The sequence below is a fragment of the Micromonospora sonchi genome (assembly GCF_014646235.1).
Classification (GTDB): Bacteria; Actinomycetota; Actinomycetes; order Mycobacteriales; family Micromonosporaceae; genus Micromonospora; species Micromonospora sonchi.
Genome location: NZ_BMNB01000020.1, coordinates 24,401 through 37,160, shown reverse-complemented (window position 1 = coordinate 37,160; position 12,760 = coordinate 24,401). Strand labels below are relative to the sequence as shown.

General features: G+C 69.2%; 10 protein-coding genes. 4 read left to right on the top strand and 6 right to left on the bottom strand.

The genetic code is table 11. From position 1 onward, the window contains the following. Nucleotides 1–98: 98 nt before the first annotated feature. Complete coding sequence (locus IEY61_RS20500) at nucleotides 99–752, top strand: class I SAM-dependent methyltransferase (RefSeq protein WP_229706195.1); 654 nt, start codon at nucleotides 99–101, stop codon at nucleotides 750–752. Between the two features lie 42 nt (nucleotides 753–794). Here IEY61_RS20500 and IEY61_RS20495 read toward each other — a convergent pair whose 3' ends face one another. The 4 genes from IEY61_RS20495 to IEY61_RS20480 form a co-directional block, all read right to left on the bottom strand. Further along, nucleotides 795–1,478 carry a hypothetical protein gene (locus IEY61_RS20495; RefSeq protein ID WP_189046746.1) on the bottom strand — a complete coding sequence of 228 codons (684 nt, stop codon included), beginning with the start codon at nucleotides 1,476–1,478 and terminating at the stop codon, nucleotides 795–797. A gap of 120 nt (nucleotides 1,479–1,598) precedes the next feature. Beyond that, a complete protein-coding gene (locus IEY61_RS20490) occupies nucleotides 1,599–3,227 on the bottom strand; it encodes an ABC transporter substrate-binding protein (protein ID WP_189046744.1) in 1,629 nt (542 codons plus the stop codon). 45 nt (nucleotides 3,228–3,272) lie between these two features. Continuing rightward, complete coding sequence (locus tag IEY61_RS20485) at nucleotides 3,273–4,208, bottom strand: carbohydrate ABC transporter permease (protein ID WP_229706193.1); 936 nt, start codon at nucleotides 4,206–4,208, stop codon at nucleotides 3,273–3,275. After that, on the bottom strand, nucleotides 4,205–5,011 hold the full coding sequence (locus IEY61_RS20480) for an ABC transporter permease (RefSeq protein WP_229706191.1): 807 nt from the start codon (nucleotides 5,009–5,011) through the stop codon (nucleotides 4,205–4,207). Before IEY61_RS20480 ends, IEY61_RS20485 begins: the two co-directional genes overlap by 4 nt. A 521-nt stretch (nucleotides 5,012–5,532) precedes the next feature. On the opposite strand from IEY61_RS20480, the gene IEY61_RS20475 reads away from it, so the two are divergent. The 3 genes from IEY61_RS20475 (at nucleotide 5,533) to IEY61_RS20465 (ending at nucleotide 9,411) form a co-directional block, all read left to right on the top strand. Next, a complete protein-coding gene (locus IEY61_RS20475; RefSeq protein ID WP_189046740.1) occupies nucleotides 5,533–6,573 on the top strand; it encodes a LacI family DNA-binding transcriptional regulator in 1,041 nt (346 codons plus the stop codon). A 21-nt stretch (nucleotides 6,574–6,594) separates the two neighbouring features. Next, nucleotides 6,595–7,626 carry an acetylxylan esterase gene (locus IEY61_RS20470; protein WP_189046738.1) on the top strand — a complete coding sequence of 344 codons (1,032 nt, stop codon included), beginning with the start codon at nucleotides 6,595–6,597 and terminating at the stop codon, nucleotides 7,624–7,626. A 348-nt stretch (nucleotides 7,627–7,974) separates the two neighbouring features. Beyond that, entirely contained in the window at nucleotides 7,975–9,411 is a 1,437-nt protein-coding gene (locus IEY61_RS20465) for a glycoside hydrolase family 10 protein (RefSeq protein WP_189046736.1), read from the top strand. A gap of 115 nt (nucleotides 9,412–9,526) precedes the next feature. Here the strand turns inward: IEY61_RS20465 and IEY61_RS20460 are convergent, their stop codons facing one another. Both IEY61_RS20460 and IEY61_RS20455 read right to left on the bottom strand, forming a co-directional pair. Continuing rightward, on the bottom strand, nucleotides 9,527–11,143 hold the full coding sequence (locus IEY61_RS20460; RefSeq protein WP_189046734.1) for an RICIN domain-containing protein: 1,617 nt from the start codon (nucleotides 11,141–11,143) through the stop codon (nucleotides 9,527–9,529). 101 nt (nucleotides 11,144–11,244) lie between these two features. Further along, on the bottom strand, nucleotides 11,245–12,621 hold the full coding sequence (locus IEY61_RS20455) for an extracellular catalytic domain type 1 short-chain-length polyhydroxyalkanoate depolymerase (RefSeq protein ID WP_189046732.1): 1,377 nt from the start codon (nucleotides 12,619–12,621) through the stop codon (nucleotides 11,245–11,247). Between the last annotated feature and the right edge of the window lie 139 nt (nucleotides 12,622–12,760).

The window sequence follows — 12,760 nt, the reverse complement described above, 5'->3', positions numbered from 1 at the left end:
GTGGAAGGAAGGGCCCCTTGTTAACGCCTGGTGTAGTAAAGGGGCCCCTTCTTAACACGTGAGAGCACGCCAGTGGCGCGTGCGAGGGAAGGTGGGACGTGGGCGACACCGCCAAGGCGAACCGGCAGGAGGACCCGACCGCGCGGCAGCGGCGCGTCTGGGACCGGATGGCCGACAGCTACGACCGGCAGATCGGCTTCGCCGAGCGGCGCCTGCTCGGCGGCGGCCGGGAGTGGCTCGGCACGCGTGCCCAGGGCCGGGTCCTCGAGGTCGCCATCGGCACCGGCCGCAGCCTGCCCCACTATCCGACGGACGCGGACATCACCGGAATCGAGCTGAGCCCGGCGATGCTCGCCGTCGCCCGGCAGCGTGCCGCCGACCTCGGCCGCCCCGCCGACCTGCGGGAGGGGGACGCGGAACGGTTGCCGTTCCCCGAGGCCTCCTTCGACACCGTGGTCTGCGCGCTGTCGCTGTGCACCATCCCCGACCCCGCCGCCGCGCTCGACGAGATGAAACGGGTCCTCGTCCCGGGCGGACGGCTGCTCCTGCTCGACCACGTCGGCAGCACCTGGCCACCGGTGTACGCCCTGCAATGGCTGGTCGAGCGGATCACCATGCGTACGGCCGGAGAGCACTTCACCCGCCGCCCGCTACCGCTGGTGCGGGCCGCCGGCTTCCGGGTCGTCGAGACCGAGCGGCTCAAGGCCGGCCTGATCGAGCGCGTTCACGCCACGAAGCCCGGCCCGGCGTGACCCTCAGCCGACCCGGCGAGGCGTAGTCCGTCACCGGCAGCCTCACCGGGTGAACTCCTGGCGGACGGTGGTGATCATCGGTTCGCCGCCGCGGACCAGCGCCAGCGCCAGCACCGAACCGAGCGCGGCGAGCGCCGCCTCCGACGCGACCAGGGTGAGCACCGTCGCCGCGACCAGCAGCAGCGCGGTGCCGACCGTCACCTGCGGGGTACGCAGCACGAAGTACCCGGCCAGCCGGACGACGTCGCGTACCCGGAACGTGAACAGCGAGGTGATCACCAGCGCGTTGACCCCGACCACGGCCACCCCCGCGCCGACCGGCACCAGCAGCGCCGCCCACCAGCGGGGTACCCCGGCCGCCGACAGGTTGACCAGGTTGATCGCGATAACGGTCAGCCACAGCAGCGTCGGCACCCAGACCAGCAGCGAACCGGCCAGGTTGGCCCGGTAGCCGCGCCGGAACAGCCGCGACGGGTGCAGTTCGGTCAGGTCGAGACGCTGGTGGTGCAGCGCGTACAGTGCGGCGGAGAACGCCGGGCCGAGCGGCACCGCGCAGGCGGCGACCAGCGGCAGGTTGCTCGCGTGCCGTTCCAACGCGAAGAGCGCGACCAGGCCGGGCGCCGCGCAGAGCAGCAGCAGCAACTCGACCACGAGCAGCGTGTAGATCAGGGCGGCGGCGCGGGACAGCGGACCCGCGCCGAACTCCCGCCGCGCCGCCGTGCTCATGACGCGCGCCGGGGGAGCGGGCCCGCCGACCGGATGTGCATCCTCACTCCTCTTGATCAGCACCGGGTACGCAGGTGGTGGCCGGTCCGGTCGCGCCGACACGACCGGACCGGCCAGGCATCAGTTGTGCTTCTCCCGGTACCGCTCGTACGCCTTGTTGACCGTCTCCAGGTAGGCGTCCATGTTCTTGCTCTTCAACTCCGCCACGTAGGCGTCCCACTGGGCGAGGTCACGCTGCCCGAGGACGAATTGGAGCGTCGCCTGGTACACGAGATCTTTCAGCGGGGTCTCCCAGAGTGACACCTGCTCCCGTTCCTCGTCGCTGAGCGGGAAGGGCGGCGGCGGCGACTTTGGCGTCCGGGCGTTCATCACCTGCTGGAACTCCTGCTCCTCCGGGGAGAAGAAGGCCTGCACCAACTCGGGCTTGCCGCCGTAGGCGAACACCCCGTTGGCGAAGCCGAAGTCCTTCTGGAGGTGCTTGGGCGCGCCCGGGTTGAGGCCGATCATGTCGACGTCCTTGGCGAGACTGTGCTTGCCGGCGGCGTCCTTGACGAAGGTGGTGCCCTCCACGCCCCACCTGGCGAACTCCTGGCCCTCGTCGGAATACCACAGCCAGTCGACGAACTGCATCATCGCCACGAAGTTCTTGCTGTCGCGGGCCTTCGAGGAGATCATCATGCCGTTCTCCAGCCGGCTGGCCGGGTTGATCTCCCCGGCCGGGCCGACCGGCAGCGGAATTTTGGTGATCTTCGCCTTCGGGTTGGTTGCGGCCAGGTCCGGCCGGTAGTCGTTCACCAGTGCCTGGGCGTTGCCGCTGATGACGAAGGACTTGCTGTTCGCGAGCTTCTGCCGGGCCAGGTCGTCGGTCTGGGTGAAGCTCTCCGGGTCGAGCAGCTTCTCGGCGACCAGCTTGTTGAGGTACTGCAACATCTGCTTGTACTGCTCGGTGGCGCCGGTGTACTCGAACTTCTGCGCCTGCGCGTTCCAGCTCACGTGCTGGAAGTTCCAGCCCGCGCCCTCCAGGCCGTGCGACACGGCCAGGAGGTTCAGCAGGTTGCCGGCCGGGTTGGGCTGGCTGTACCGGTCGGAGAACGGGTAGATGTTCGGGTACTTCGCCTTCATCGCCTTGAGCATGGTGTAGACGTCGTCCCAGGTCTTGGGGACTTCCAGGTTCAGCTCGTCGAGGATGTCGGTGCGGACCGCCAGGGAGTATTCGTGCCAGGGCTTCTCGTGCACACCGGGCAGGAGATAGAACTTGCCGTCCGCCTGGCGCAGCGTGTCCAGCTCAGGCTGCAGGTTCCACTTTTCGATCTTGTCCTTGAGGTTCGGCATCAGATCGAGGTGGTCGCTGACCGGCAGGATCGCCCCCGAGGAGACGTACGCGTGCACGTCCGGCGGGTACGTCTTCGGGATGAGCAACGGCGCGTCACCGGCGCCGATCAGCAGGCTTCGCTTCTGGTTGTAGTCGCTCAGCGGCACCGCGACCTTTTCGAGGCTGACGTTCGTCCGCGACTTCAGCTCCGACCAGAACAGCCAGTCGTTCTTCAGCGGGTAGTTCGGGTGGTTGTTGTAGAGGATGGAAAAGGAGACCGGCTCGGTGGCCTTGAACTGCGTACCGACGGCGTAGTTCTCCATCGCGCCGGCCCGGTTCTCCGCGTCGGACGGGTCGTCGCTACAGGCGGTGACGCTGGTGAGGGCGAGTACCGCGGCGGTGGCTGCCGCCGCGTGACGCCACGATCTGCGGAACATGGCGGGTCCTTTCATCTGTGGTGGTGGGAGGGTGGGTCGCCGGTCTCAGCCCTTCACCGCGCCGAGCATGATGCCCCGGACGAAGTACCGCTGGACGAAGGGATAGACCAGCAGGATGGGCAGGGTGGTGAGCACGATGGTCACGGACTTGAGCGTCGCCTCGGCCTGCACCTCGTTCGCCTCGGCGATGGCTCCGATGTTCTCCGCGCCGGTGGCGCCGGCGATCAGGTTGCGCAGGTACACGGTGACCGGCCACAGCTCCTGTTGGTCCATGTAGAGGAAGGCCGCGAACCAGGAGTTCCAGAAGGCCACCGCGTAGAAGAGCACCATCGTGGCGACGATGGCCTTCGACAGCGGCAGCACGATCCGCAGCAGGATGCCGTACGTGTTGAGCCCGTCGACGGCGGCGGCCTCCTCCAACTCGACCGGCAGGCTCTCGAAGAACGCCTTCATCACCAGGAGGTTGAACACGTTGATGGCGTTGGGCAGCGCGATCGCCCAGACGCTGTTTTTCAGGCCGAGGCTGGTCACCAGCACGTAGTTGGGGATCAGCCCGCCGGTGAAGAACATGGTGAAGACCGCGATGCCGATCAGGGCGGTGCGCCCCTTGAGGTGCTTCTTCGACAGCACGTACGCGTAACAGGTGGTCATCACGATCGAGATGAGCGTCGCGGTGACCGTGTAGAACACCGTGTTTCGGTAGTTCGTCCAGAACAGCGGGTCGGACATCACCAACTGGTACGTGTCGAGGGTGAACCCTCGCGGCACCAGGTTCACCTGCCCGGCGATGATGTACGCCTCATGGCTCATCGAACGGGCCACGATGTTGACGAACGGGTAGAGCGTGACCACCACCACGAGGGTCAGGATGATCGCGTTGACCACCTGGAACACCCGGTAGCCGCGGGTCTGCCGGATGCCCCGGCGTCGGCGGGGTCGTGGACCGACCTCGGTGGCCCGCTCGGCGGCGTCGACGGTCACCACAGGCTCGTCCCCACCGTGCGGCGGGCGATCAGGTTGGCCGACAGCACCAGGACCAACCCGATCACCGCCTCGAACAGGCCGATCGCCGCGGCGTAGCTGAAGTTGCTGGACGCGAAGCCCACCCGGAACAGGTATGTGGAGATCACGTCGGCGGTCGGATAGGTCAGCGGGTTGTACAACAGCAGGATCTTCTCGAACCCGACCGCCATGAAGGTGCCGATGTTGAGGATCAGCAGTGTCACCATGGTCGGCCGGATGCCCGGCAGGGTGACGTGCCAGGTCTGCCGCCACCGGTTCGCGCCGTCGATCCGGGCCGCCTCGTACAGGTCGTCGTCGATGGTGGTGAGCGCGGCCAGGTAGAGGATCGTCCCCCAACCCACCGTCTGCCACACCTCCGAGGAGACGTAGATGGTGCGGAACCACTCGGGCCGTTGCAGGAACGCGATCTCCTCGCCGCCGGCCGCCCGGACGAACTGGTTCACGGTGCCGTCCATGGAGAGCAACTGCATGACGATGGCCGCCACGATCACGATGGACAGGAAGTGCGGCAGGTAGGACACGGACTGCACGAACCGCTTGAGCCGGCGGGCGCGCACCTCGTTGAGCAGCAGCGCCAGCACGATCGGCAGCGGGAAGCAGAACAGCAGGGTCAGCCCGCCCAGCACCAGGGTGTTGGTGAAGACGTTCCAGAACGTGGGGTCGGCGAGGAACATCTTGAAGTACCGCAGGCCCACCCAGTACTCGCCGAAGATGCTGCCGCCCGGCCGGAACCGCCGGAAGGCGATCACGTTGCCGAGCATCGGCAGGTACCGGAAGATCAGGAAGAACAGCAGCGGCAGGATCGCCAGCGAGTAGAGCTGCCAGTCGCGACGCAGCGCCCGACGCCAGGTGCGGCGGGCGGCCCGGGGGGCCGCGGGAGGCGGGGCCGCCGGATCCGTGGCCGGCGCGGGCGAGGCCAGGGTGGTCGGGCTGCTCGTCGCTGCTCCGGAACCGGCCCGGCGGTCACCCGCTTCTGACTTGTCATGCGAACCCCTTTGGCCGCGCTCGCGAGGTCGCTCGGCGGCCGTGCCAGCCGCTGTGCGGCACGACGGTTATCGAAAATTTCGGAAACCACTTCGACGCTCGTGTCGGGCAACCTAAGGGCGTTGACGAAGCTGTGTCAAGGGTTGGAAAGGCACTGTCCACACGGGTGCCGCCACGCGGGTAAGCGATTGCCTGCTGCGGCGCCGTGGTCGCCATGTCATTGACTGGCGTCACCACCGGTGGCTGTTTACGTGCTACAGTTCCCCGAAATTTTCGCCGACCGGTTGCAGGGATTCCGATGACCGTACACCGTCCACCGACGGCGCTCGGCTCCGCGACGATCGCGACGATCGCGACCATCGCGCGGGAGGTCGGTGTCTCGTCGGCGACGGTCTCTAAGGTCCTCAACGGACGGTCGGACGTCGCGGCGGGCACCAGGGCCCGCGTCGAGGCCAGCCTGGAGCGGCACCACTACCGCCGCCGCGCCCGCCGGGCCGCCGGTGAGGGTCAGATAGACCTGGTGTTCCACGAGTTCGGCTCCGACTGGGCGCTGGAGATCATCCGGGGGGTCGAGACCGTCGCCACCGCGCAACGGCTCACCGTGGTGCTGACGCAGCTGAGCGGCGCGCACCGGCCGGCGCCGTCGTGGCTCGACACGGTGATCGCCCGACGTCCGCTCGGCGTTCTGCTGGTCATGTGCAACCTGACCGGCCAGCAGCGGCAGCGGTTGCGGCGTCAGGCGATCCCGGTCGTCGTGGTCGACACCGACAGCGCCAGCGCGGCCTCGGTGCCCACCGTGGGCTCGAACAACTGGAACGGCGGCCTGCTCGCCACCCGCCACCTGCTGGAGCTCGGGCACCGTCGGATCGCGATCATCTCCGGTCCGCAGGGCGTGCTCTGCGCCCGGGCGCGCGCGGCGGGCTTCCGCTGCGCCCACGAGGAGTTCGGCGTACCCGTCGATCCCTGCCTGGTCCGCTCCGGGACCTTCCACCTCGACGCCGGCTACCGGCAGGGCATAGAGTTGCTCAGCGGGCCCGACCGGCCGACGGCGATCTTCGCCGGCTCGGACCTGCAGGCGATGGGAGTGCTGCGGGCGGCCCGGCAGCTCGGCCTCGACGTCCCGGCCGACCTGTCCGTGGTCGGGTACGACAACCTGCCGGTCTCGGCCTGGATCGGCCCCGCGCTGACCACGGTCAATCAGCCGTTGCGCGACATGGCCGGCACGGCCACCCAGATGCTGCTCGACCTCGCGCGCGGGGAGGCCCTGCCCACCAGCCGCATCGACCTGGTCGCCGAGCTGGTGGTACGCGAGAGCACCGCGCCGCCCCGGCGGTCCTGACCAATCACCTGCGAGGAGCCCATGCCCCTGTTCGACCTGCCCCTCGACCAACTGCGCGACTACGCGCCCACGGTGGCCGAGCCCGCCGATTTCGACACGTTCTGGCGGGCCACCCTGGACGCGGCGGCGCAGATGCCGGTGCTGCTCGACGTCCGTTCCGAGCCGACCGACCTGCGCCTGCTGGACACCTGGGACGTCACTTTCGCGGGCTTCGCCGGTGACCCGGTCCGGGCCTGGTACACCCGCCCCACCGGAGCCGACGGCATGTTGCCGGTGATCGTCGAGTACGTCGGCTACGGGCGCGGCCGGGGGCTGCCGCACGAGCGGCTGATCTGGCCGGTCGCCGGGTACGCGCACCTGCTGATGGACGCCCGGGGACAGTCCGGGCAGTACGGCGCGGGTGACACGGCCGACCCGCACGGCAGCGCGCCAGGCGGGCCCTCGCCGGTGACCCGGGGGATCCTGTCGCCGGCCGGCTACTACTACCGTCGACTCATCACCGACGCGGTGCGGGCGGTCCAGGCCGCTCGTGCCCTGCCGGGAGTCGACCCGCGGCGGGTGGTCGTCGCGGGCAACAGCCAGGGCGGTGGGCTGGCGCTCGCGGTCGCCGGGCTCGTACCGGACCTCGCCGCCGTGCTCGCCACCGCGCCGTTCCTCTGCCACTTCCAGCGGGCCATCGAGATCACCGACGTCGGCGTGTACGGCGAGATCGTCAACTACCTCGCGATCAACCGGGACGCCGAGGCGGCGGTGCGCAACACCCTCTCCTACGTCGACGGTGTCAGCTTCGCCCGGCGGGCCACCGCGCCGACGCACTTCGGCATCGGGCTGCGCGACCTCATCTGCCCGCCCAGCACCGGGTTCGCCGCCTACAACCAGTACGGCGCCGCCGGCGACGGGCCGTTGCCGGCGCGGAGCATGCACGTGTACCCGTTCAACGGCCACGAACACGGGGACGCGACCCACGTCCGGCGTCAGTTGCGCTGGCTGGCCGCCCTGCTCGGGGAGCCGGTCGCGGCGGCACCGCCCGGCGCCGTCCCGGTCTCCGGCTGACCGCGGCCCCGGCCGATCGGCACCTCGGCGACCGCCGAGCGGTGGCCGGCTGATCGGCGGCACCGAAACTTTCGGTCCCGGTGGTCCGGGTGCCTGGCTGTGATTCACTCCGGATCGGACCGCGGCGGTGGCATGCGTCAGTCCGAAGAAGACGGTCCGGGCACGTTGAGCTTGCGGACATGTTTCGATACTGTTCCGATAGAACAGCCTCGATCTACTCACGGTGGCCGGCTGAGCGCACCGGCCAGCGCGGCATCCGGGCGACCGCGCCGCGACGGGAAACCACCGTGTTGGGCAGTAGTCGGGGCCGGCTTCCCATCAGCACGGCTTCGTCGAAAGGCTCATGCCATGAACAATGCCTTCGCCCGCGCCAGCGGGCGGCCGGCGACCCGACCGCGACCGCGTACCGCGCTGGTCTCGGCCGTGGTCGGTCTCGCCCTCGTCGCCACCGGCGTAATGGTGGCCTCCAGCGCCAGCGCGGCGACCACCCTCGGCGCCTCCGCAGCGGAGAAGGGCCGGTACTTCGGTGCCGCCATCGCCGCCAACAAGCTCGGCGACTCCACCTACGTCGGCATCCTCAATCGCGAATTCAACTCGGTCACCCCCGAGAACGAGATGAAGATCGACGCGACGGAGCCGCAGCAGGGGCAGTTCAACTTCTCCAACGCGGACCGGATCGTCAACCACGCCATCTCGCGCGGCATGTCCGTGCGCGGTCACACGCTGGCCTGGCACTCGCAGCAGCCCGGCTGGATGCAGAACATGTCCGGCACCACGCTGCGCAACGCGATGCTCAACCACGTCACCCGGGTGGCGACCTACTACCGCGGCAAGATCCATTCGTGGGACGTGGTGAACGAGGCGTTCGCCGACGGCAGCAGCGGTGGCCGGCGCGACTCGAACCTGCAGCGTACCGGCAACGACTGGATCGAGGCCGCGTTCCGTGCCGCCCGTGCCGCCGATCCGGGCGCCAAGCTCTGCTACAACGACTACAACACCGACGACTGGACCCACGCCAAGACCCAGGGCGTCTACCGGATGGTGCAGGACTTCAAGCAGCGTGGCGTGCCGATCGACTGCGTCGGGTTCCAGTCGCACTTCAACCCCAACTCGCCCTACCCGGGCAACTACCGCACCACGCTGTCCAGCTTCGCCGCCCTCGGGGTCGACGTGCAGATCACCGAGCTGGACATCGAGGGCTCCGGCACCCAGCAGGCCAACACCTACCGCAACGTGGTGACCGACTGCCTCGCCGTGCCCCGCTGCAACGGCATCACGGTGTGGGGCATCCGTGACTCCGACTCGTGGCGCTCCGGCGGCACCCCGCTGCTCTTCGACAACGGCGGCAACAAGAAGCAGGCGTACAACTCCACCCTGGAGGCGTTGAACGCCGGCGGTACGACCCCGCCGCCCACCACCGCACCGCCGCCGCCCACCACCGCGCCCCCGCCGCCCACCACCGCGCCGCCGCCGACCACGCCGCCGCCCGGCGGCGCCGGCTGCACCGCCTCGGTGTCCCTGAACCAGTGGAACGGCGGATTCGTCGCCACGGTCCACGTCAACGCCGGCTCCACCAGGCTCAACGGCTGGTCGGTGAGCATCGCGCTACCCGGCGGCAGCACGGTGACCAACACCTGGAACGCCCAGGCCAGTGGCACCAGCGGCAACGTGACGTTCCGCAACGTCAGCTACAACGGCACGGTCAACCCCGGAACCAGCACCGAGTTCGGCTTCCAGGGCAACGGCACCGGCCCCTCCGCCACCCCCACCTGCACCGCCAGCTGAGTGAAAGGAAGGGCCCTTCTTAACGCCTGATGCATAGGAAGGGGCCCTTCTTAACAAGCCGGCCGGGCCGACGCCTCGTGCGTCGGCCCGGCTCGGCATCGCTGGGCCGGACTGCTCAGCAGCGGCTGATGGTCGAGTTGTTCAGGGCGATGTTGCTGATGGTCAGGTTGGTCGTGCAGGGGTTCTCCAGGATCCGGCTGTTGACCAGCGTGAAGTTGCGCAGGGTCAGATCCCGGTTGCCGGGGAACTCGGTGCGGGCGGCCAGGCGTACCTCCCCGCCGCCGCTGATCGTGCCACCTCCCGCGGCGATGTCCACGCCGTAGCAGTTCTCCAGGAGGATGGCGTTGTTGCCGGTGTTGGCGATGTCGACCCGGTTGACCGCCAGGCCACCGGACTCCGAGACGCAGAAGATGCCCCGGCCGCCGCCGCGCGCCCGTACGGTGCCCACCCGGATGTTGGTCGGGTAGCCGGAGCCGATCCGGCCGGCGCGGTTGGCGATTCGGAACGCCGCGTACCCGGTGCCGGTGCCCGCGTTCTCCGCGTCGACCGTGGTCACCGTGGCGTTGATCGTCTGGTTGAGCAGCAGCCCGGACTCGCCGACGTTGCGCGCGGTCACGGTGCCGACGGTCAACCCGTCCACCCCGTACGTCTCCACGGCGTGCGAACTGGCGCCGGAGACGTAGACGTTGTCGATGCGGACGTTGCGGGTCCACTGGCTGGTGTCACCGCGGTTGTCGATGCGTACGCCCAGGCCGCTGGAGAGGCGCATGTCGATCTGGCCGAGCACCACGTCGGTGACGTTGCGCAGGAAGATGCCGTACAACGGGGAACCGGTGACGGTGAGGTGCTGCACCTCGATCTGGGTGGTGCCACGGGAGTAGATCGGCGCCTGGTCACCGCTGCCGGAGCCGGTCACGTTGATCGTGCCGCACACGTCGATGGTGGTGTAGCTGGGCAGGGAGATGCGGGAGCCGGCGCTGATCGAGCCGGAGCCGCGTACGACGACCCGTTGTTTGCTGGTTCGACCGGCGCTGAGGCTGTTCACCGCGGCCTGCACGGCGGAGCGCATGTCGCCGCCGGTGTAGACCGTCGTGCCGCCGTTGCGGGCGGTCCAGGTACCGCCGCTGAGCACCGCCTCGGCCTGGAAGGCACCACTGCCGCAGTCGCCGCCGCCGTTGCCGCCGCCGGTGCCGAGGGCGACGAGCCGCCACTGCTGGTTGGCGCCGTTGACGTCCTGGTACTGGGAGATCATGCCGCCGTCGGCGGTGGACCAGCCCCACACGTCCAGCGCCTTGTTGGAGTGCCGGTTGATGAAGCGGACATGGCCGCCGTCGGAGTCGGCCAGCCGGAAGTGCTGGCGGGTGTTGCCGCTGGCCGCGGCGTTCTGCACCAGCTGCACGCCGTCGGTGGCGTTGGGCAGCTCGAGGACCTTGCCGCTGTGCACCGAGCGGATCTGGTGGTAGCCGCCGCCGACGTCGACGAAGCGCCACTGCTGCACCGCGGCGTCGTTGCGGGCGTACTGGTTGATCGGGGCGTTGTCGGCGGTGGACCAGTTCCACACGTCCATCGCCTTGCCGCTGTGTCGGTTGACGAAGACGTACGTGGCGTTCGGATCGACGGTGGCGGCCATCGCGCTCGGCGCGGCGACCGTCGTGGCGGCGCCGAGCATGGCCAGCGTGGCGGCGACGACCAGCCAGCGGCGTGGTCGTCGCGTCGTTGTCCGGAACAGCATGCGGGTTCCTCCGGGTTGGGGTTGGTGGTGGCGCGCTGCCGACGGCCGGGGCCGGCACAGCGGGCAGCCGTGCCGGCCCCGGCAACGGGTTGGGTGTGGGATCAGTTGATCGAGCAGAACATTCCGTTGAGGGTGAACGAAGCCGGCCGATCGGTGTTACCGCTGTGGTTTGCCTGGAAACCGATGGTGGTGGAGGTTTTCGGGGCGATGGTGCCGTTGTAGGAGACGTTGCGCGCGGTCACCGCACCGGAGGTCGGGGAGTACGTCGCGTTCCAGCCGTTGGTGATGCTCTGTCCGGCGGGCAGGGTGAACGCCAGGCTCCAGCCGTTCACAGCGGTGGAGCCGGTGTTGGTGATGGTCACCGAGGCGGTCAGCCCGGTGTTCCAGGCATTGACCTCGTACCGGATCTGGCACCCGGCGCCCGGCGGCACGGTCGGGCTCGGCGGCGGCGTGGTGGGGCCGACCGTCGGTGACACCGTCGGGCTCGGCGACACCGTCGGGCTCGGTGACACCGTCGGGCTCGGCGACGAGGTCGCGGTCGGCGACGGCGTCGGGTTCGTGACGTTGAGGCCGAAGAAGCGTACGGCCTGGGCGGCGTCGACCGGCAGGTTGTGCGACACGCCCTGCATGCTGATCGCCTCGACCGGCGCGTTGCCGCCGGAACTGCCGTAGCGCGTGCGCGTGTAGCCGGCCTGCGGGCTGTCGGTGAAGGTGGGGGTCTGGCTCAGCCCGTGCAGGTTGGTCCACTGCTTGACCTGCTCACCGAAGTTCGGGTATCGCAGGGTGTCGTCGTTGGTGCCGTGCCAGATCTGCATGCGCGGTCGCGGCCCGTTGTACCCGGGGTACGCGTTGCGCACCAGGTCACCCCACTGTTGCGGGGTGCGGATGATCTGCCCGTTGGCGCACTCGCTGTTCCACTCCGAACCGCCAGTGGTGGCGAAGCAACCGAACGGCACGCCCGCGAACGCGGCGCCGCCGGCGAACACGTCCGGATAGAGCCCGAGCAGGACGTTGGTCATCATCGCCCCGGAGGAGGTGCCGGTGGCGAAGATCCGGGCGGAGTCGACGGGGTACCGTGCCCGGACGTAGTCCACCATCGACATGATGCCGACCGGGTCGCTGCCGCCGCCCCGCCGCAGGGCCTGGGCGGAGTAGACGTCGAAGCACTTGCTGCTGCGGGTCACCGACGGGTAGATCACGATGTAGCCGTACTGGTCGGCCAGGGATGCGAACTGGGTGCCGGTGTGCATCGCGGGCCCGCTGCCGGTGCAGTAGTGCACCACGACCAGGATCCCGGGTCGGGGTGCGACCCGGTCCGGTACGTAGAGGTGCATGCGCAGGTTGCTGGGGTTGGTGCCGAAGTTGGTCACCTCGGTCAGCGTCGCCGCCGACGCCGGGCTCGATACCGACAGCGCGGTCAGCGCGGTCAGTGCGACGGCCGCCAGGGCGGCGCACCACAATCTGATCGTCTTCTTCATGAAGTCAGGTCCTCCGGACGGAAGTGGACAGGGTGGTGTTCCGATCGAGGGCTGCCCGGCGCCCGATCTCGTCCGGCTCAGGAACATAGATGATTGTCAGTGCTAATGGGGTGATGCGGCAAGGCGTCGGCGGCCCGCC

Excerpts from the sequence above, each read along its gene's own strand:
- IEY61_RS20495 (WP_189046746.1), bottom strand. The coding sequence starts at position 1,478 with ATGAGCACGGCGGCGCGGCGGGAGTTCGGCGCGGGTCCGCTGTCCCGC.
- IEY61_RS20490 (WP_189046744.1), bottom strand. The coding sequence starts at position 3,227 with ATGTTCCGCAGATCGTGGCGTCACGCGGCGGCAGCCACCGCCGCGGTA.
- IEY61_RS20480 (WP_229706191.1), bottom strand. The coding sequence starts at position 5,011 with ATGCTCGGCAACGTGATCGCCTTCCGGCGGTTCCGGCCGGGCGGCAGC.
- IEY61_RS20475 (WP_189046740.1), top strand. The coding sequence starts at position 5,533 with ATGACCGTACACCGTCCACCGACGGCGCTCGGCTCCGCGACGATCGCG.
- IEY61_RS20470 (WP_189046738.1), top strand. The coding sequence starts at position 6,595 with ATGCCCCTGTTCGACCTGCCCCTCGACCAACTGCGCGACTACGCGCCC.
- IEY61_RS20465 (WP_189046736.1), top strand. The coding sequence starts at position 7,975 with ATGAACAATGCCTTCGCCCGCGCCAGCGGGCGGCCGGCGACCCGACCG.
- IEY61_RS20460 (WP_189046734.1), bottom strand. The coding sequence starts at position 11,143 with ATGCTGTTCCGGACAACGACGCGACGACCACGCCGCTGGCTGGTCGTC.
- IEY61_RS20455 (WP_189046732.1), bottom strand. The coding sequence starts at position 12,621 with ATGAAGAAGACGATCAGATTGTGGTGCGCCGCCCTGGCGGCCGTCGCA.